The 19,475-nt window shown below is 64.2% G+C and carries 17 protein-coding genes; 5 read left to right on the forward strand and 12 right to left on the reverse strand.

Annotation, left to right across the window (positions count from 1 at the left end):
* Positions 1-52: 52 nt before the first annotated feature.
* The 5 genes from groL to ACIPG5_RS13060 form a co-directional block, all read right to left on the reverse strand.
* The gene (gene groL, locus ACIPG5_RS13040; protein ID WP_176512422.1) at positions 53-1,693 is read right to left on the reverse strand and encodes a chaperonin GroEL; all 1,641 of its coding nucleotides are present in this window, start codon (positions 1,691-1,693) and stop codon (positions 53-55) included.
* 48 nt (positions 1,694-1,741) lie between these two features.
* Positions 1,742-2,035: a co-chaperone GroES gene (locus ACIPG5_RS13045; RefSeq protein ID WP_003260750.1), complete on the reverse strand. Its 294-nt coding sequence runs from the start codon at positions 2,033-2,035 to the stop codon at positions 1,742-1,744.
* Positions 2,036-2,280: 245 nt separating this feature from the next.
* Complete coding sequence (locus tag ACIPG5_RS13050) at positions 2,281-2,742, reverse strand: FxsA family protein (RefSeq protein ID WP_176512420.1); 462 nt, start codon at positions 2,740-2,742, stop codon at positions 2,281-2,283.
* A gap of 67 nt (positions 2,743-2,809) precedes the next feature.
* Positions 2,810-3,541, reverse strand: a complete 732-nt coding sequence (locus ACIPG5_RS13055; RefSeq protein ID WP_176512419.1) for a HugZ family protein — start codon at positions 3,539-3,541, stop codon at positions 2,810-2,812.
* Between the two features lie 86 nt (positions 3,542-3,627).
* Positions 3,628-4,638, reverse strand: a complete 1,011-nt coding sequence (locus ACIPG5_RS13060) for a DUF481 domain-containing protein (RefSeq protein ID WP_176512418.1) — start codon at positions 4,636-4,638, stop codon at positions 3,628-3,630.
* Between the two features lie 152 nt (positions 4,639-4,790).
* On the opposite strand from ACIPG5_RS13060, the gene ACIPG5_RS13065 reads away from it, so the two are divergent.
* Positions 4,791-5,144 carry an MGMT family protein gene (locus ACIPG5_RS13065; protein ID WP_236235238.1) on the forward strand — a complete coding sequence of 118 codons (354 nt, stop codon included), beginning with the start codon at positions 4,791-4,793 and terminating at the stop codon, positions 5,142-5,144.
* A 43-nt stretch (positions 5,145-5,187) separates the two neighbouring features.
* Positions 5,188-6,735, forward strand: a complete 1,548-nt coding sequence (locus tag ACIPG5_RS13070; RefSeq protein ID WP_176512415.1) for an AmpG family muropeptide MFS transporter — start codon at positions 5,188-5,190, stop codon at positions 6,733-6,735.
* A 114-nt stretch (positions 6,736-6,849) separates the two neighbouring features.
* Here the strand turns inward: ACIPG5_RS13070 and ACIPG5_RS13075 are convergent, their stop codons facing one another.
* The 3 genes from ACIPG5_RS13075 to ACIPG5_RS13085 all read right to left on the reverse strand — a co-directional run bounded on the left by ACIPG5_RS13075 (position 6,850) and on the right by ACIPG5_RS13085 (position 9,735).
* Positions 6,850-8,094 (reverse strand): MFS transporter, encoded by a 1,245-nt coding sequence (locus tag ACIPG5_RS13075; protein WP_176512414.1) that lies wholly within the window; start codon positions 8,092-8,094, stop codon positions 6,850-6,852.
* A 203-nt stretch (positions 8,095-8,297) separates the two neighbouring features.
* On the reverse strand, positions 8,298-9,137 hold the full coding sequence (locus ACIPG5_RS13080; RefSeq protein WP_236235239.1) for a mechanosensitive ion channel family protein: 840 nt from the start codon (positions 9,135-9,137) through the stop codon (positions 8,298-8,300).
* Positions 9,138-9,249: 112 nt separating this feature from the next.
* Entirely contained in the window at positions 9,250-9,735 is a 486-nt protein-coding gene (locus ACIPG5_RS13085; RefSeq protein ID WP_176512412.1) for a YajQ family cyclic di-GMP-binding protein, read from the reverse strand.
* A gap of 100 nt (positions 9,736-9,835) precedes the next feature.
* On the opposite strand from ACIPG5_RS13085, the gene ACIPG5_RS13090 reads away from it, so the two are divergent.
* From ACIPG5_RS13090 to ACIPG5_RS13100, 3 genes are read left to right on the forward strand one after another with little or no spacing between them, the layout of a single operon-like run.
* Positions 9,836-10,753, forward strand: coding sequence for a putative 2-dehydropantoate 2-reductase (locus ACIPG5_RS13090; protein ID WP_176512411.1), 918 nt, complete (start codon positions 9,836-9,838; stop codon positions 10,751-10,753).
* Between the two features lie 37 nt (positions 10,754-10,790).
* Positions 10,791-12,821 (forward strand): ATP-binding protein, encoded by a 2,031-nt coding sequence (locus ACIPG5_RS13095; protein WP_176512410.1) that lies wholly within the window; start codon positions 10,791-10,793, stop codon positions 12,819-12,821.
* Between the two features lies 1 nt (position 12,822).
* Positions 12,823-13,389 (forward strand): cob(I)yrinic acid a,c-diamide adenosyltransferase, encoded by a 567-nt coding sequence (locus ACIPG5_RS13100; protein ID WP_176512408.1) that lies wholly within the window; start codon positions 12,823-12,825, stop codon positions 13,387-13,389.
* A gap of 121 nt (positions 13,390-13,510) precedes the next feature.
* Here ACIPG5_RS13100 and ACIPG5_RS13105 read toward each other — a convergent pair whose 3' ends face one another.
* From ACIPG5_RS13105 to secA, 4 genes are all read right to left on the reverse strand, one after another.
* Positions 13,511-14,455 carry a Nudix family hydrolase gene (locus ACIPG5_RS13105; RefSeq protein ID WP_401375447.1) on the reverse strand — a complete coding sequence of 315 codons (945 nt, stop codon included), beginning with the start codon at positions 14,453-14,455 and terminating at the stop codon, positions 13,511-13,513.
* Positions 14,452-15,084, reverse strand: coding sequence for a glutathione S-transferase family protein (locus tag ACIPG5_RS13110; RefSeq protein ID WP_176512404.1), 633 nt, complete (start codon positions 15,082-15,084; stop codon positions 14,452-14,454). Before ACIPG5_RS13110 ends, ACIPG5_RS13105 begins: the two co-directional genes overlap by 4 nt.
* Positions 15,085-15,197: 113 nt before the next feature.
* Positions 15,198-16,415 carry a bifunctional glutamate N-acetyltransferase/amino-acid acetyltransferase ArgJ gene (argJ, locus tag ACIPG5_RS13115; RefSeq protein ID WP_176512402.1) on the reverse strand — a complete coding sequence of 406 codons (1,218 nt, stop codon included), beginning with the start codon at positions 16,413-16,415 and terminating at the stop codon, positions 15,198-15,200.
* Between the two features lie 87 nt (positions 16,416-16,502).
* Positions 16,503-19,238: a preprotein translocase subunit SecA gene (secA, locus tag ACIPG5_RS13120; RefSeq protein ID WP_176512400.1), complete on the reverse strand. Its 2,736-nt coding sequence runs from the start codon at positions 19,236-19,238 to the stop codon at positions 16,503-16,505.
* Positions 19,239-19,475 lie beyond the last annotated feature (237 nt).

The raw sequence follows: 19,475 nt of genomic DNA on the forward strand, positions 1-19,475 counted from the left end.
CCCCGGCTCTTGCGAGCCGGGGCTTTTTCTTGGTGCAGGGGGTAAGGCTGGCTTACATCATGCCGCCCATGCCACCCATGCCGCCCATGTCTGGCATGCCGCCAGCTGGCTTGTCTTCCGGCAGGTCAGCAACCATGGCTTCGGTGGTGATCATCAGACCGCCGATCGAAGCAGCTGCTTGCAGGGCCGAACGGGTGACCTTGGCTGGGTCGAGGATACCCATCTGGATCATGTCGCCGTATTCGCCGGTAGCAGCGTTGTAGCCGAAGTTGCCCGAACCCTGCTTGACCTTGTCGGCCACAACGCTTGGCTCGTCGCCGGCGTTGGCAGTGATCTGGCGCAGCGGCGCTTCAACGGCACGACGCAGCAGGGCGATACCGACGTTCTGGTCTTCGTTGTCGCCCTTGAGGTCGACAATGGCAGCCAGGGCGCGAACCAGGGCAACACCACCGCCAGGCACCACGCCTTCTTCGACGGCTGCACGGGTAGCGTGCAGGGCGTCTTCAACGCGGGCTTTCTTCTCTTTCATTTCAACTTCGGTGCCAGCACCGACCTTGATCACGGCAACACCGCCAGCCAGCTTGGCCAGACGCTCTTGCAGCTTCTCGCGGTCGTAGTCCGAGGTTGTGTCTTCGACCTGGGCACGGATCTGCTTGACGCGTGCTTCGATGTCGCCGTCAACGCCAGCACCGTCGATGATGGTGGTGTTTTCCTTGGACAGGATCACGCGCTTGGCGTTACCCAGGTGCTCCAGGGTGGTGGTTTCCAGGGTCAGGCCGATTTCTTCGGAGATGACCTGGCCGCCAGTCAGAACGGCGATGTCCTGCAGCATGGCCTTGCGGCGGTCGCCGAAGCCAGGAGCCTTGACCGCGGCAACCTTGACGATGCCACGCATGTTGTTGACTACCAGGGTAGCCAGCGCTTCGCCTTCGACGTCCTCGGCTACGATCAGCAGCGGACGGCCGGCCTTGGCAACGGCTTCCAGCACTGGCAGCAGCTCGCGGATGTTCGAGATCTTCTTGTCGACCAGCAGCAGCAGCGGGCCTTCCAGCTCGGCAACCATGGTGTCCGGCTTGTTCACGAAGTAAGGCGACAGGTAGCCACGGTCGAACTGCATGCCTTCAACGACCGACAGTTCGTTTTCCAGGCCCGAGCCTTCTTCAACGGTGATCACGCCTTCTTTACCGACTTTTTCCATGGCTTCGGCGATGATTTCACCGATGGAGTTGTCGGAGTTGGCGGAGATGGTGCCAACCTGAGCGATGGCCTTGGAGTCGGCGCATGGCTTGGACAGGTTCTTCAGCTCGGCAACGACGGCAGCGGTGGCCTTGTCGATGCCGCGCTTGAGGTCCATCGGGTTCATGCCGGCAGCGACGGCTTTCAGGCCTTCGTTGACGATGGCCTGAGCCAGGACGGTAGCGGTGGTGGTGCCGTCACCGGCAGCGTCGTTGGCCTTGGAAGCGACTTCCTTGACCAGCTGGGCGCCCATGTTTTCGAAGGCGTCTTTGAGCTCGATCTCTTTGGCGACGGAAACGCCGTCCTTGGTGATGGTCGGCGCGCCGAAGCTCTTGGCCAGAACCACGTTACGGCCTTTCGGGCCCAGGGTCGCTTTTACCGCGTCAGCCAGAACGTTGACACCAACCAGCATTTTCTTACGGGCGGAATCGCCGAATTTTACGTCTTTAGCAGCCATGATCGTTTAATCCTTGAATTGCTTTGGAGTAACGGGAAGTCGGAGAAATCAGCCTTCGATAACGGCGAGGATTTCGTTCTCGGCCATGACCAGCAGGTCTTCGCCATCGACTTTCACGGTGTTGCTGCCCGAGTAAGGGCCGAAAACCACTTTGTCACCCACTTTGACGGCCAGCGCACGTACTTCGCCGTTGTCCAGGATGCGACCGGTGCCGACGGCGACGACTTCGCCGCGGTTTGGTTTTTCAGCGGCCGAACCCGGCAGGACGATACCGCCAGCGGTTTTCGATTCTTCTTCGCTGCGACGGATGACTACGCGGTCATGCAGAGGACGAAGCTTCATTGTCGATCTCTCCCAAATTGTGGTTTTCATCGGCCGGTATCGACACCGGCGGGTTGATGCGGTCCGGCGGTGCCGGGGGTGGCTCGCAACGGGCGAACCACCTGTGTCATGTCTGGTGCAACACCAGAAACCTTGCGGTGACCACATACATGAGGCCGCCATATTCAATTACAAGGCTTGCCCTGGAAATTTTTTCACACACACAAAAAGACTGGGGCCGCTCAGCGGCCCCAGGGGTGATGGGTTTACTTGTCGCGGCGCTCGTACTCGCCTTCGATCACGTTCGGCCGATGGCCGCTGTCGCGGGGCTGCGCCTGGAACGGGTCATCCTGAAAGGCACGCTGGCGCATGGCCTGGGCCTCGGCCCGCTCGCGCATCTTGCGCGCAGCCAGGCGGCGGGTGAATGGCAGCAGGCAGAGCACGCCCAGCACGTCGCTGATGAAGCCCGGCAGCAGCAGCAGGCCACCACCGACCGCCAGCATCAGGCCCTGGAACATGTCCTCGGCGGGCAGTTCGCCGCGCTGCAGGCTCTCGCGGGCACGCAGGGCGGTGGCAAGGCCGGCCACACGCATCACCAGCACACCCAGGGCGGAACCCGCGATGATCAGCAGCAGCGCCGGGAAGAACCCGATGGCCGCGCTGACCTTGACGAAAACGAACAGCTCCAGCACAGGGAACAGGAGAAACAGCAATAGAAAAGCACGCATCAAAGCATTCCTCGATGGAAGACAACCTTCCTGTAAGACCATCACATGGATGCGTGCATTCGCATTTTCAAGCTTCGACTTCAGTCGCAGCCGGCCATTGGTCGGCGCGCGCCAGCAAAACCAGGGCTTCGCGAACTTGTGTCGGCGTATTGCAAACATTTGGGAACGGCAGCCAGTAAATGCCCTGGCCAATGCGCAGGTGCATGCCTTCGCTGTCGATGCCGACCATCTCTGCCGGGGTGCCGCGCGGCAGCTCGCCGAGCTCGACGTAATGGGCGATGGCGCTGGCGTGGTCGCTGTTCATGTGTTCGATCATGCTGGCCTCGGCCTTGCCCGCGAACGGGTTGGCCAAGGTCACCTGGTCGAGCCAGTGGATGGCACCGAAGCCACCGATGTAGCGATGGCGCACCGGCTGCAGCACCCAGAAATCGAAATCATGGGCCTTGTGGTAGTTGGCGGCATCGGGGAAGTAACGGTAGTAACGCGCGGCCGCGGCCTCGATGGCCGCGTCATCGACCAGCTTGTGCGCCTCGGCCATCACCGTCAGGCGGCCAACGGCCTGCACGTCCTCGGCTTCGCGCTCGCCCACCAGCAGCGAGCACTTGGGGTCTTTCTGCAGGTTGTGGGTGTGCTGGGCGATGCGGCTGATCAGGATCAGCGGGTTGCCCTGGGCATCCAGGCAATACGGCACCACGGAGCCGAACGGGAAACCGGGCATCGACTTGGAATGGGTCGAAAGCACGCCGCGGTATTCCTTGAGCAGCAGTTCCCGGGCGGGGCGAATGGCGTTGGTACTCACTGAAGGTGCTCCTGGCGGCGGACTGGATGGGTGACAAGATAAGCATTATCACCCGCCGCTGCCACTGCCAGCTCAGCTGGCCTGCCTTACCAGGTCACGCCGAAGCCTGCGGTATAGCGGGTCTTGTCCAGGTCGCTTTCGCGGGTGCCGCTGATGATGTCCTTCTCCGCCTTGAGGTTGAGCGACGCCCATTCGGTGACCTTGTAGCGCAGCCCGACCTCGGCATCCAGCGAGTAGTTGGCAACGCCGCCCAGCGGCTTGGCAACCTCGCCGTTGGTGAACAGCTGCACGTTCTTGCCGATCAGGTAGCGGGTGTAGTCCCACTTGACCGCGGCCGAATAGAAGTTGTCCTTGGCGCCATCCTGGTATTCGAAGTCGGTGCGGTTGACCAGCGAGCCGAGCGAGAAGGCGCCCAGTTCGTCGTCCCAGAACTGGTAGCCAGGGCCGGTACCCACGGTGCGCTGGCGCGACAGGTCCTCGATGTGGTCGCGCTTGTACTCAAGGCGCCCCTGCCAGAACCACTTCTCGGTGAGGAAGCGATCGAGCGCGTACTCGGCGCTCCAGTTGTTGGTGGTGGTGACGTCGTCCTTGGACTCGCGGTTGTACTCGCCCTCGGCATTGTGCCGCCAGCGGCCGTGGCGGGCGGTGGTCTTGAAGTCGATGTCGTAGTCGTCGCTGTCGCTTTCGGCACGCTTGTAGTCCATGGCCACGTCGACATTGCCCTTCCACAGGAAATCCTCGACCAGCGGCTTGGGCTTCATGATCTGCTGGATGCTGGCCAGCTCGACGGTCTTGGGCGCCTCGCCATTGGCCAGGGTCACCTTGCCCGCCTCGGCGGCCTTCAGCGACTTGGCCTTCTCGCCGTTGTAGGCATCCTGCTTGACCAGCAGCTCCTGGTCGCTCTCCAGCGTCTGCACCTGTTTCCAGTCCAGCGAGATCGAGCCACCGTAAGGGGTCTCGAGCAGCAGCTTGCCGCCATCGAACAGGCGGATCTTGCCGCTCAGGCGGTCGCCGTTCTTCATCCACACGGTATCGGCGAAGGCCGGGGCGGCACACAGGGAGGCGGTCAACAGGCACAACAACGATCTAGAATACATAAGCGGGCTACAGGTTCGATTCGACGAAAAAAGCCGGGCATTATCCAGATACCAACGACCAGAGCAAGGACAGACCGAGCACATGCCATTGAGTTCAACTCTCATTTGCCGCCACCATTCGTCCGGTTTCATTCCAGGCCAGGGCTGCCCTGATGTCTGAGCCGTATGAACATGCCCTGGACAGCCCCGAGGCCCGACGAACGGCGCTGTATTCGGTACTTGGCCAGGTGCCGGAGGGCAAGGTGGTCAGCTATGGGCAATTGGCCGAACTGGCCGGGCTGGGCCGCGCGGCGCGCTGGGTCGGCCGCACCCTCGGCCAGTTGCCCGGCGATACCCGCCTGCCCTGGCACCGGGTGCTGGGTGCCGGTGGCCGGCTGAGCCTGGCGCTGGGTACGCCGGGCGGAGATGAACAACGTGCACGGCTACGTGCGGAGGGCGTCAATGTAACCAATAATCGTGTGGATATGACGCGCCATGGCTGGCGCCCAATGGAGCACAGCGGTTAGAGTGCGCGCTTTGTTTTCGCAAATTTGAGGCAGATGTTGGCCCATGCCCCGTAAAACCTGGCGCGCTGCGCTTGCCGCCTATGCCAGCCCGTCTACCCTGGTACTTTTGCTGCTGGGCTTCGCCGCCGGCCTGCCCTACATGCTGGTGTTCTCGACCCTTTCTGTGTGGTTGCGCGAAGCGGGCGTGGCCCGCGAGACCATTGGCTACGCCAGCCTGATCGGCCTGGCCTATGCCTTCAAGTGGGTCTGGTCGCCGCTGCTCGACCAATGGCGCCTGCCCCTGCTGGGCGGCCTGGGGCGGCGCCGTTCGTGGCTGCTGCTGTCGCAGGCGCTGGTGGTGATCGGCCTGGTCGGCATGAGCCTGTGCGACCCGCAACAACACCTTTCCTGGCTGATCGCCCTGGCGGTGCTGGTGGCCTTCGCCTCGGCCACCCAGGACATCGCCGTGGATGCCTATCGCCTGGAGATCGCCGACGATCAGCGCCAGGCAGCCCTGGCTGCCAGCTACATGGCCGGGTACCGGGTGGCCGCCCTGCTCGCCACCGCCGGTGCGCTGTTCTTCGCCGAATGGTTCGGCTCCACCGGTTTCAGCTACCTGCACAAGGCCTGGGCCGGCACCTACGTGCTGTTCGGCGTGCTGATGGTGCCTGCGCTGTTCACCACCCTGGTGATGCGCGAGCCGCCGGTGCCGATGCGCACCCAGCTCTCGGCCGCCCGCTATGGCCTGATGCACCAGATGGCCTCGGTGTTCGTGTTGATCATTCTGCTGGTGTCGGTGCCTGCCAGCTTCACCCAGATGTTCAACACCGGCTGGTCCAGTGTGATTTCCGGTGATGCCACGCCGCTTGACCTGCTGCTCGAAGACCGTGCGTTCCTGCGCCTGATCCTCTACGTGCTGCTGACCTGGGCGTGCCTGTCGAGCCTGGGCCGCCGCGGCCTGGCGCCGGTGCTCACGCCAGTCAACGACTTCATCGCCCGCTACCGCTGGCAAGCCCTGCTGCTGCTCGGGCTGATCGCCACCTATCGCATGTCGGACACGGTGATGGGGGTGATGGCCAACGTGTTCTACATCGACATGGGCTTCACCAAGGACCAGATCGCCAGCGTCAGCAAGATCTTCGGCCTGATCATGACCCTGGTCGGCGCCGGCGTCGGCGGCCTGCTGATCGTGCGCTTCGGCATCCTGCCGATCCTGTTCATCGGCGGCGCAGCCTCGGCGGCCACCAACATCCTCTTCGTGATGCTGGCCGACATGGGCCCGAACCTTGAAATGCTGGTAGTGACCATCTCCCTGGACAACTTCAGCTCAGGCCTGGCCACCTCGGCGTTCGTCGCCTACCTGTCGAGCCTGACCAACCTGAAGTTCTCGGCCACGCAATATGCGCTGCTGAGCTCGATCATGCTGCTGTTGCCACGGCTGATCGGCGGCTATTCGGGGGTGATGGTGGAGAAGTTCGGTTACCACGATTTCTTCATGATTACCGCGCTGCTGGGCGTGCCGACACTGATCCTGATCGCCTTGCACTGGCGTCAGGAAGTTGGGCGAGGGAAACAGGTGCCGGTAGAGAACTCGGCGGCCGAGCGGCCCTGAAAACCGCATGGCCCCTATCGCCGGCAAGCCGGCTCCCACAGCTGCTGCACAGGCTTCAAGCCTTGTGAAATACCTGTGGGAGCCGGCTTGCCGGCGATAGGGGCAGCACAGATCCTACTGCGCCACAGCCCCTTCCCCAGGCCGCCCACCCACGACAAACCACAACGGCCACAGCGCCAGCGCCCCCGCCACCCCTGCCGCCAGGGCAAAGTGCAGCAGGCTGGCACCGGCCCCGATCATCGCCATCAGCGCACCGCCAAGCCCCAGCAAGGCGATGGTGATCATGCCCAGCATCGCCGACACCAAGCCCTTGCTCTGCTCGCTGGAGAACAGCGTCATGCGGTACAGCACCGCGTTGGCCACGCCCAGGCCCAGTGCATACAGCGACATGCCCGCGACCACGCTGGTCACCGACGGCCAGTACCAGGTCGCCAGCACCAGCAGGCACAAGCCGGCCAGGTAGGGCCACAAGGCGCCACGCACCAGGCTCGCCAACGGGTAGCGATCGGCGATGCGGTTGATGATCAGGTTGCCCAGGATCAGCCCGCCGAACACCGGCAGCTGCCACAGCGCGTAGGCCATGGTGCTCAGGCCCTCATCGTGGATCAGCAACACCGGCGACAGGCCGATCCAGCCGATCAGCGGCAGGCCGACCAGGCCAAGTGCCGCGCTGCCTGCGACGAACTTGCGGTTGGCCAGCAGCTGGCCGTAGCCGGCGAGCAGCGGCAGCAGGTGGATGGGCGTGAACGCCAGGCGCGAGCCATCGCGGCGCTCCACCCCCAGGGTTTCCGGCATCAGCCGGTACAGCAGCAGCCAACACAGCACCGCGCCCACGGCAAACGCCACGAACAGCCAGCGCCAGTCCAGCCATTGCAGCATCAAGGTGCCCACCAGCGGGCCCAGCAGCGGCGAGAGCAAGGCGATGTTGGCCAGCAGGGCCATCATCCGCACCGCGTCGGCTTCGCTGAACGCTTCGTTCAGCGCCGGGTAGCTGACGGTCACCACAAACCCCAGGCCTATGCCCTGCAGCAGGCGCAGCAGGTTGAACAGGCCGATGTCCTGCACCCAGTAAGTCGCCAGGCACGCCACGCCAAAGAACGCGCAACCGGCCAGCAGCAGCGGGCGGCGGCCATAGCGGTCGGCCAGCGGGCCGATCAGCCACTGCAGCACCACACCGCCGAGCAGGTACAGGTTCAAGGCATGCGGGATGTATTGCGGGCTGGCGTTCAGGTGATCGACCACCACCGGCATGGCCGGCATGACCGCGTCGCTGGCGAGGTAGGTCAGCAGCTCGAACAGGGCCAGGGTCAGGCCGAACAGCAGGGCTCTGAGGGGGGTGATGTACAGCAGTGGTTTCATGATGGCGTTCAGGCAAAGACAGGTGGGGTCAGGCTATATGCCAGAAATGCCGGGGCTTGGCTGTGAACAAGTGTAAAAGCAAGGGGCCGCTGCGCGCCCCAATCGCCGGCAAGCCGGCTCCCACAGGGGTTTGACGAAGACCCTGTGGGAGCCGGCTTGCCGGCGATCGGGCCGCACAGCGGCCCCTGCTGCAACGGCGCGGTTTACTGCGCCGCCGCCTCCTGCACCACGCGAATCACGCGTTGCGGAAACGGAATGTCGATGCCCTCGGCCTTCAGCCGGTCACGGGCATGCTCGTTGAGCATGAACATCACATCCCAGTAGTCGCTGGTCTTGGTCCACAGGCGCAGCGACACGGTGATCGAGCTGTCACCCAGGGTCGCGACCACCGCCTGTGGCGCCGGGTCTGGCAGCACCCGTGGGTCCTGCGCCAGCTCCAGCAGCACGTTGCGCGCCTTCTGCAGGTCGGCCTCGTAGTCCACGCCCACGTCGAACACCACCTTGCGTGTCGGCTGGCGGTTGGTGTTGGTGATGATGCCGTTGGACAGGCTGCCGTTGGGCATGATCACGGTCTTGTTGTCACCGGTGCGCAGCACGGTGTGGAAGATCTGGATGCTGTCGACGGTACCGGACACACCCTGGGCCTCGATCCAGTCACCGATGCGGAACGGGCGGAACATCAGGATCAGCACGCCACCGGCGAAGTTCGCCAGGCTGCCCTGCAAGGCCAGGCCGATGGCCAGGCCGGCAGCACCGATGGCCGCGACGAACGAGGTGGTCTCGATGCCGATCATCGACGCCACGCTGACCATCAGCAGCACCTTGAGCACGATGTTGGCCAAGGTGCTGATGAAGCCTTGCAGCGCCACGTCGGCGCGCAGCCCGACCAGCTTGCCAAGGCGCGCGCTGAGCTTGTTGATCAACCACCAGCCGATGGCCAGTGTCAGCAGCGCCAGCAACAGCCGGCTGCCGTATTGCATGATCATCGGGATCCAGGTCTGCGACTGGCGGACCAGCTGATCCACCTCAGCATTCAAATCCATATTCATCTCCTGATGCCGAGCGGCACGTACACGTAAATCGGGCCGCGCGCATTTGCGCGGCCATGGACCCCATGGACATCATTGCGCCATCGGGGTTCCGGCAACGCTTCGATCAGTCGCGGAAGTTGTTGAACTGCAGCGGCATGTCGAATTCCTTGGCGCGCAGGGCGGCGATGGCTTCTTGCAGGTCATCACGCTTCTTGCCGGTCACACGCACCTGCTCACCCTGGATGGAGGCCTGGACCTTGAGCTTGGCGTCCTTGATGTGGGCGACGATCTTCTTCGCCAGGTCCTTGTCGATGCCTTCGCGGAACTTGGCTTCCTGCTTCATCTCCTTGCCGGAGGGGTAGGCGTCCTTGGTTTCCAGGCACTTGACGTCGATCTTGCGCTTGACCAGGGCCAGGCGCAGGATTTCGATCATCGCCTCGAGCTGGAACTCGGCCTCGGCCGTCAGCATCACGGTCTGCTCCTTGTCCTTGAACTCGAAGCTACCCTTGCCCTTGAGGTCGTAACGGCGGTCGAGCTCCTTCATGGCGTTTTCGACAGCGTTCTGCACTTCGTGCTTGTCCAGTTCCGATACCACGTCGAACGACGGCATGGTTGATCTCCCAAAATAAAAGCGCGCTCGGCGTGACGATGGAGCGCGCGGGGTTTGAAGGTTAAAATGCGGACTCATTATAACGGGTTGCGAAACGCAGATGAGCAGCACCTGGCATATTCTCGGCGCCGGTAGCCTCGGCAGCCTCTGGGCCTGCCGCCTGGCACGGGCTGGCAAGGCAACCCGGCTGATCCTGCGCGACCGGCAGCGGCTCGCCGCCTACCAGCAGGCCGGCGGCCTGACCCTGGCCGAACAGGACCAGGCCACGCGCTTTGCGATCCCCGCCGAAACCGCTGACGCCAGCGGGCCAATCCACCGCCTGCTGCTGGCCTGCAAGGCCTATGACGCCGCGCCTGCCGTCGCCCGCCTGGCCCCGCGCCTGGCCGAGGGCGCCGAGATCGTGCTGCTGCAAAATGGCCTGGGCAGCCAGGACGAAGTCGCCGACCAGGTGCCCCATGCCCGCTGCATCTTCGCCTCCAGCACCGAAGGGGCGTTTCGCGAGGACGACTGGCGGGTACGCTTTGCCGGGCAAGGGTTCAACTGGCTGGGCGACCCGGCCAACCCTGCCCTGCCGCAATGGTTCGACGACCTGGGCGACGCCGGCATCCCCGCCGAATGGACGGTGGACATCCTCACCCGCCTGTGGCGCAAGCTCGCGCTGAACTGCGCCATCAACCCCCTGACCGTGCTGCACGACTGCCAGAACGGCGGCCTGCTGGGGCACTTGGGCGAAATCGACAGCCTGTGCGCCGAACTTGGCCAGCTGTTGCAACGCTGCGGCCAGCCCAAGGCCGCCGATGACCTGAGCGAGGAAGTGCAACGGGTGATCCTCGCCACCGCCGCCAACTACTCTTCCATGTACCAGGATGTGCGTGCCGGCCGGCGCACCGAGGTGCACTACCTGCTTGGCCACGCCTGCCGGGCGGCAGCGCGCCACGCCATGGTGCTGCCACAGCTGGAACACCTGCACCAGCGGCTGGTCGATAACCTGCGAGCCCGTGACTTGCCCTGCGCCTGACGCAGCCCTACAACCGGATACGGACATTGCCTAGCCCATGACCCTGCGCCAACGCCTGGAAAACCTCCCGGTCGGGCAAAAGTTGCTGGCCGCCCTGCTGGTGCTGCTGGTGACCATCCTCCTGGTTGCCAACCTGACCTTCATCAGCGCCGCCTACTGGATCACCCAGGAGAGCATGGCGCCCCAGGCCCTGCAGACCATCGGCCGGCTGGTGGCCAACCCGCAGCTGTCGATGCGCGCCGGTGACAACACGGAAAACGCCACCGCCCTGCTCAAGGAACTGGACAGCTACACGCCGCTGCGCGCCGCCGCCGTCTATGGCGGCGATGGGCGCCTGCTGGCGCAGCTGCAGCATGGTGAAGCGCTGGCCCTGCCCAAGCACTACCGCAATATCGATAGCTGGCGCCTGATGGAGTTTCGCAGCACCCAGCTCATCCGCATCCCACGTGAAGCCAGCCCCCCCGCACACCTGCTGCTGGTGGCCAGCAGCGAATTGCCGACCGCCTTCTACACCGGCACCCTCAGCGCCAGCCTGGCGATCCTGGTGTTCAGCGTGCTGCTGTGGCTGGTGATCGCACGGCAGATCAAGCGCCTGATCACCCAACCGATCAACCAGCTCGAAGAGCTCAGCCGCCAGGTCACCCGCGAAGAAAGCTACGCCCTGCGCGCCACCCGCGGCAACGACGACGAAATCGGCAGCCTGGCACAGGCCTTCAACACCATGCTGTCGCGCATCGAAGCCCGCGAGCAGCAGCTCAAGCGCACCCGTGACGAGTTCCAGATGGCCTACGACCAGGCCCAGGGCCTGGCCGAGGAAACCCGTCACACCAACCGCAAGCTGGAGCTGGAAGTCCAGGTGCGCAGCAAGATCGAGAAAAAGCTCACAGGCTTTCAGAACTACCTCAACAGCATCATCGACTCCATGCCTTCGGCGCTGATCGCCCTCGACGAACAGCTCTACGTCACGCAGTGGAACCACGAAGCCACGGTGCTCTCCGGCACGCCGCTGGACGAGGCGCTGAACCAGCCGGTGTTCATCGCTTTCGAGCCGCTCAAGCCGTTTCTGCCGCAGCTCAAGGAGACCGTGGAAAAGCACCGGGTGGCGAAGATCGAGCGGGTCACCTGGCCCAAGGACGACGACCTGCGCCATTACGCCCTGACCTTCTACCCGCTGATGGGCGGTGGCGGGCGTGGCGTGGTGATCCGCATCGACGACATCACCCAGCGCCTGTCGCTGGAAGAAATGATGGTGCAGTCGGAAAAGATGCTTTCGGTCGGCGGCCTGGCCGCCGGCATGGCCCACGAAATCAACAACCCGCTGGGGGCGATCCTGCACAACGTGCAGAACATCCGCCGGCGCCTGTCGCCGGAGCTGCCGCGCAACCAGGAGCAGGCAAGCGAGCTGGGCATCGACCTGCCGAGCGTCAACCGCTACCTGGAAAGCCGCGAAGTGCCGCAACTGCTCGATGGCATCCAGCAGGCCGGCGCCCGGGCCGCCAAGATCGTCACCCACATGCTCAGCTTCAGCCGCCGCAGCAACCGCCAGCTGGTGCCCTGCGACCTGCCGTCATTGATCGACCAGGCGGTGGACATCGCCGGCAACGACTTCGACCTGACCATCGGCTTCGACTTCAAGGGCCAGGCCATCGTCCGCCAGTTCGACCCTGCCCTGGGGCCTGTGCCCTGCACCGCCAACGAACTGGAGCAGGTCCTGCTCAACCTGTTGAAGAACGCCGCGCAGGCCATCCACCAGCGGCCACAGCCCAGCGAGCCCGGGCGCATCATCCTGCGTACCCGGCTCAACCCGCCCTGGGCCGAAATCCAGGTCGAGGACAACGGCATCGGCATGCCCGAAGCGGTGCGCAAGCGCACCTTCGAGCCGTTCTTCACCACCAAGGAAATCGGCCAGGGCACCGGGCTTGGCCTGTCGGTTTCGTACTTCATCATCACCAACAACCACAAGGGGCAGATGGAAGTGCAGTCCACGCCCGGCCAGGGCACCTGCTTCACCCTGCGCCTGCCCCTCGGCCAGCCGACAACGGCGGCGCCGACCACCACGGAGGCATGACATGGGCTATCGCCTGTCGAAGATCTACACCCGCACCGGCGACAAGGGCGAAACCGGCCTGGGCGACGGCCGCCGGGTGCCCAAGGACCATCCGCGGATCGAAGCGATCGGCGAGGTGGACAGCCTCAACAGCCAGCTCGGGCTATTGCTCGCCGGGCTGGCCGAGCAGGGGCTGGATGAGCTGAGTGCGGTTCTGGCGCCTTGCCAGCACCGCCTGTTCGACCTGGGTGGGGAGCTGGCCATGCCCAGCTACCAGGCCTTGAACCAGGCAGAGGTGGAGCGCCTGGAAGCGGCCATCGATGTGTGGAACGAGGAGCTGGGGCCGCTGAAGAACTTCATCCTGCCCAGTGGTTCGGCATTGATTGCCCAGGCCCATGTTTGCCGCAGCCTGGCGCGCAGTGCCGAGCGCCGGTGTCAGCAGTTGAATGCCGTGGAGCCGCTGGAGGGGGTGGGGTTGGCGTATATCAATCGGCTGTCCGATCTGTTGTTCGTGGCAGCGCGGATCATCGGGCGGCGGCAGGGGGTGGCTGAGGTGCTTTGGCAGCCTGCGCAAAAACCGCAGGGTTGAAATAGCGGGGGCTGCTTTGCAGCCCAATCGCCGGCAAGCCGGCTCCCACAGGTTAAGGTTCAGCACATGACCTGTGGGAGCCGGCTTGCCGGCGATTGGGCCGCACAGCGGCCCCAGTTGCTCAGGCCTCAGGCCAGAACGCCCGAATCCCGGCAACCCCTTGAGCCCCGGCCTCCCAGGCCTTTTCCCGGTCGCACGGCCCAACGCCACCGAGCAAGAACACAGGGTGGGTAAACCCGGCAATCAGCCGCTGCGCCTCATCCCAACCCAGCGGCTGCGCCTCGGGATGGGTCTGGGTCGGCTGTACCGGCGACAAGGTGACGAAATCCACCCCCATCTGCTCGGCCAACGCCAGTTCCTCGGCACTGTGGCACGACGCCGCCAGCCAGCGTTCTTTCGGGAATGGCCGGCCCTTGGCGGCGTACTTGCGCAGTTGCGCCGCAGTCAGGTGCCAGCCAGCCGCCGGGAAGTCGCCCAGCCATTCCAATGGCCCCTTGAGCATCAACTGCGCCTTGCCCGCACACAGGCCGACCGCATCCACCGCCACGTCGCGGTACTTGGGGTCGTACATGTCCGGTGCGCGCAGCTGGATCAGGCGCACGCCTGAGGCCACCGCACGCTGGATGCCCTTGAGCATCTCGGGCACTTCCAGGCCGTCCGGGGTAATCAGGTACTGGTCCGGCAGGCGCGCCGCCGCGACGATCGGCTTGTTGGCCTCGGGGAAGTCGTATTGCGCCAGCTCCCGCGGGGCGGCCCAGGCCAACGGCTGGCCCTCGGCGCCGTGGGGCTCGCCGGAAAATGCCTGGACTTCGCGCACGTCCAGCAGCACCTGCTTGTCCGGGTAGTCGTGGCTGACCTTGATCAGCGCCCGCGAGCGGGTCACCTCGATGCCCAGTTCTTCGCGCAGCTCACGGGCCAGCGCGGCTTCGACGCTCTCGCCCTGCTCCACCTTGCCGCCGGGGAATTCCCACAGGCCGCCCTGGTGTTGGCTATCGGCGCGCCGGGCTATCAGGATCCGGCCATCGGTGCCGCGAATCACGGCAGCTACTACATGAATGCGTTTCACCCTTCACGCTCCGCCAGCCCAGCTTGCTGCCAGGCCTTGAAGGCCGGCCACTGGTAAATGGTCTCGATATAAGTTGCCGCCGCTGCCGGCACGTCCACGCGGTAGCCACGCAAGCGCACGGCCACCGGGGCGAAGAAGGCGTCGGCCAGGGTCGGCTTGCCGAACAGGAACGGCCCGCTGTCCTTGGCCACCAAGCGGCATTCGGACCACAGCGCGACGATACGGTCGATGTCGACCTGCACCTCCAACGGGATTGCCTCCAGCGCTTCGTCGCGCGACAGGTCGAACGGCATCGCCCCGCGCAGGGCGAAGAAGCCACTGTGCATCTGCGCGCAGGCCGAACGGGCCTGGGCACGGGCGGCTGTATCCGCCGGCCAGAGCTGCGCCTGGGGGTGCTGTTCGTTGAGGTATTCGGCGATGGCCAGCGAGTCGGCGATCACGCCGTGCTCGGTCTTGAGCAACGGCACCTTGCCGGTGGCGGAGAAGGCGAGAAGGCGTAGGCGGGTGTCGGGCTGGTTCAGCTTGATCAGGGTTTCTTCGTAGGGCACGCCAGCCAGCTCGAGGGCCAGGGCGCCGCGTAGCGACCAGGAGGAATACAGCTTGTCGCCGATGATCAGGTGATAGCTCATGGGTCGGCTCCACTTCTTTGAAATTTTGCGGCTGAGCATCGCCGGCAAGCCGGCTCCCACAGGTTTTGCGGTGCTGTTGTGGGAGCCGGCTTGCCGGCGATGAGGCCGTTGAATCAGGTACGGTATTCGGCGTTGATCTTCACGTACTCGTGGGACAGGTCAGTGGTCCAGATGGTTTCGCTGCACTGGCCACGGCCCAGCTCGATGCGGATGGTGATCTCTTCCTGGGCCATCACTGCCGAGCCTTGCGCCTCGGTGTAGCTCGGGCTGCGCCCGCCTTGGCTGGCGATGCAGACGTTGTCCAGGTACACATCGATCAGGCTGACATCCAGCTCCGGCACGCCGGCACGGCCCACGGCCGCGAGGATACGGCCCCAGTTCGGGTCGGAGGCGAACAGCGCGGTCTTGATCAGCGGCGAGTGGGCCACGGCGTAACCGACGTCCAGGCACTCCTGGTGGTTGCCGCCGCCGTTGACCTGCACGGTCACGAACTTGGTGGCGCCTTCGCCGTCACGGACGATGGCCTGGGCCACTTCCATGCACACCTCGAACACCGCCTTTTTCAGCGCGTCGAACAGTGCGCCGCTGGCTTCAGTGACTTCCGGCAGGTTGGCCTTGCCGGTGGCGATCAGCATGCAGCAGTCGTTGGTCGAGGTGTCGCCGTCGATGGTGATGCGGTTGAACGACTTGTTGGCGCCGTCGAGCATCAGGTCCTTGAGCACAGCCGGCGCGACCTTGGCGTCGGTGGCGATGTAGCCGAGCATGGTCGCCATGTTCGGGCGAATCATGCCGGCGCCTTTGCTGATGCCGGTGACGGTGACGGTCACGCCTTCGTGCTGGAACTGGCGGCTGGCACCTTTGGGCAGAGTGTCGGTGGTCATGATGCCGGTGGCAGCTTCAGCCCAGTTGTTCTCCGACAGGTCGTCCAGCGCAGCCTGCAGGGCGCCTTCGATCTTTTCCACCGGCAGCGGCTCGCCGATCACACCAGTGGAGAATGGCAGTACCGCTTCGGCCGGTACGCCGGCAAGCTCGGCCAGCTTGGCGCAGGTGCGCTCGGCAGCGGCCAGGCCTGGCGCGCCGGTGCCGGCGTTGGCGTTGCCGGTGTTGGTCAGCAGGTAGCGCACGGTGCCCTGCACGCGCTGCTTGGAGAGGATCACGGGCGCGGCGCAGAACGCGTTGAGGGTGAACACGCCGGCAACGCTGGAGCCTTCGGCACAGCGCATCACCACTACGTCCTTGCGCCCCGGGCGCTTGATGCCCGCGGATGCGATGCCGAGTTCAAAACCCGGAACCGGGTGCAGGGTGGGCAAAGGACCAAGACCAACAGCCATTAGAGCGCTCCTAGAATACGGTGAATATGGAAAAAGGGGGCCGCAATGCGGCCCCCAGGTTTGTCACGATACAGCAATCAGGTCAGATCACTCGATTTGACCATGGCAATGCTTGAATTTCTTGCCCGAACCACACCAGCACGGCTCGTTGCGGCCCAGCTTCTGCTCGTTGCGCACCGGGGCTGCGGCCACGGCCACTTCAGCACCCTCCTCGCTCAGCTGCTCGCTTTCCAGGCCCGGCGCCGGGGCGTGCTGGAACTGCATGCGGCTGGCCAGTTCTTCGGCTTCGCGGCGCAGGCGTGCTTCTTCCTCGGCCGGGTCTTCGCGGCGAACCTGCACGTGCGAGAGCACGCGGATGGTGTCGCGCTTGATCGACTCCAGCAGCTCCTGGAACAGGGTGAACGACTCGCGCTTGTATTCCTGCTTCGGGTTCTTCTGCGCATAGCCACGCAGGTGGATACCGTGGCGCAGGTGGTCCATGGTCGACAGGTGGTCTTTCCACAGGTCGTCCAGCACGCGCAGCAGGATCTGCTTCTCGAAGGTGCGCAGGGCGTCGATACCGGCCTGGTCTTCCTTCTCGGTGTAGGCGTCGGTGATTTCCTTGAGCAGCTTCTCGCGCAGGGTCTCTTCGTAGAGGTGGTCATCCTCGTCGAGCCACTGCTGGATCGGCAGCTTCATGGCGAAGTCGCTGTTCAGCGAAGCTTCCAGGCCAGCCACGTCCCACTGCTCGGGCAGCGACTGCGGCGGAATGTGCTGGCTGATGGTGGCGTCGAGCACTTCCTTGCGGAATTCCTCGATGGTGTCGCCGATGTTCTCGGCAGCCAGCAGGCTGTTGCGCATGTGGTAGATCACCTTGCGCTGTTCGTTGGCCACGTCGTCGTATTCGAGCAGCTGCTTGCGGATGTCGAAGTTGCGGCCTTCGACCTTGCGCTGCGCCTTTTCGATGGCGTTGGTGACCATGCGGTGCTCGATGGCCTCGCCGGACTGCATGCCCAGGGCCTTCATGAAATTCTTCACCCGGTCGGAGGCGAAGATGCGCATCAGGCTGTCTTCCAGCGACAGGTAGAAGCGGCTCGAACCCGGGTCGCCCTGACGGCCGGAACGGCCACGCAGCTGGTTGTCGATACGGCGCGACTCGTGGCGCTCGGAGGCGATCACGTGCAGGCCGCCCGACTCGATCACCTGCTGGTGGCGCTTCTGCCAATCGGCCTTGATCTGGGCAATCTGCTCGGCGCTGGGGTTTTCCAGGGCCGCCACTTCGGCTTCCCAGTTGCCGCCCAGGAGAATGTCGGTACCACGGCCGGCCATGTTGGTGGCGATGGTCAGTGCGCCCGGCGCACCGGCCTGGGCGATGATCTCGGCTTCCTTCTCGTGGTACTTGGCGTTGAGCACCTTGTGGTCGATACCTTCCTTCTTCAGCAGGTTCGACATGTGCTCGGAGGTTTCGATGGTCGCCGTACCCACCAGCACCGGGCGGCTCAGGGCCATGCTTTCCTTGATGTCGGCGATGATCGCGGCGTACTTCTCGTCGGCGGTCAGGTACACCAGGTCGTTGAAGTCCTTGCGCGCCAGCGGCTTGTTCGGCGGGATGACCATCACGTTGAGGCCGTAGATCGACTGGAACTCGAACGCTTCGGTGTCGGCGGTACCGGTCATGCCGGACAGCTTGGTGTAGAGGCGGAAGTAGTTCTGGAAGGTGGTCGACGCCAGGGTCTGGCTCTCGGCCTGGATGTTCAGGTTCTCTTTCGCCTCGATGGCCTGGTGCAGGCCCTCGGACAGGCGACGGCCCGGCATGGTACGGCCGGTGTGCTCGTCGATCAGCAGGACCTGGCCGTCCTGGACGATGTACTCGACGTTGCGGTGGAACAGCTTGTGCGCACGCAGGCCAGCGTAGACGTGGGTCAGCAGGCCCAGGTTGTGCGCCGAGTAGAGGCTCTCGCCTTCGGCCAGCAGGCCGGCCTGGGTGAGCATCTCTTCGATGAACTGGTGACCGGCTTCGTTGAGCTCGACCTGGCGGCTCTTCTCGTCGATGGTGAAGTGGCCTTCCTGGGTGACCTGGCCTTCGACTTCTTCGATGTGCTGGGTCAGGCGCGGGATCAGGCGGTTGATCTCGATGTACAGCTTGGAGCTGTCTTCGGCCTGGCCGGAAATGATCAGCGGGGTACGGGCTTCGTCGATGAGGATCGAGTCGACTTCGTCGATCACGGCGAAGTTCAGGTCGCGCTGGAACTTCTCTTCCTGGCTGAACGCCATGTTGTCGCGCAGGTAGTCGAAGCCGAATTCGTTGTTGGTGCCGTAGGTGATGTCGGCGGCATAGGCGGCGCGCTTTTCTTCCGGCGGCTGGAAGGCCGAGACGATACCCACGGACAGGCCGAGGAATTCGTACAGCGGGCGCATCCAGTTGGCGTCACGACGGGCCAGGTAGTCGTTGACCGTGACCACGTGCACGCCTTTGCCGGACAGCGCGTTGAGGTAGACGGCCAGGGTACCGACCAAGGTCTTGCCTTCACCGGTACGCATTTCTGCGATCATGCCCTCGTGCAGGGTCATGCCGCCGATCAGCTGCACGTCGAAGTGGCGCATGCCCATCACGCGCTTGCCGGCCTCGCGGGCCACGGCGAAGGCTTCGGGCAGCAGTTGGTCCAGTGTCTCGCCTTTGGCCAGGCGCTCCTTGAACTCTGCGGTCTTGGCGCGCAGTTGCTCATCGGAGAGGGCGACCATTTTCTCTTCGAAGGCATTGACGATGTTCACCGTCTTGAGCATGCGTTTGACTTCACGCTCGTTCTTGCTTCCAAAAAGTTTCTTTAACAAAGGCGCAAACATATCGGCAGGATCTTCCACACGTAGGGATGGAGGGCGGCCCCATGAGTCGCCCGTGCAGCCCTGAGGCCGCATGCGAACGAGCATTCTACCCGGAAACGATGGTGAGGAAAGTGGTGGATTTCCACGATGCTGGCACAGCGCTTTAGGCGGGGCTTTTCTAAGATAGGGGCATTTTCCCTGAGTTCAACCCAGGGGATGATGAAACGTATTGAGAATGCGTCTTGCAGGTGCCTGCGT

The sequence above is a fragment of the Pseudomonas sp. NPDC087029 genome (assembly GCF_044745345.1).
Taxonomy (GTDB): Bacteria; Pseudomonadota; Gammaproteobacteria; order Pseudomonadales; family Pseudomonadaceae; genus Aquipseudomonas; species Aquipseudomonas faucium.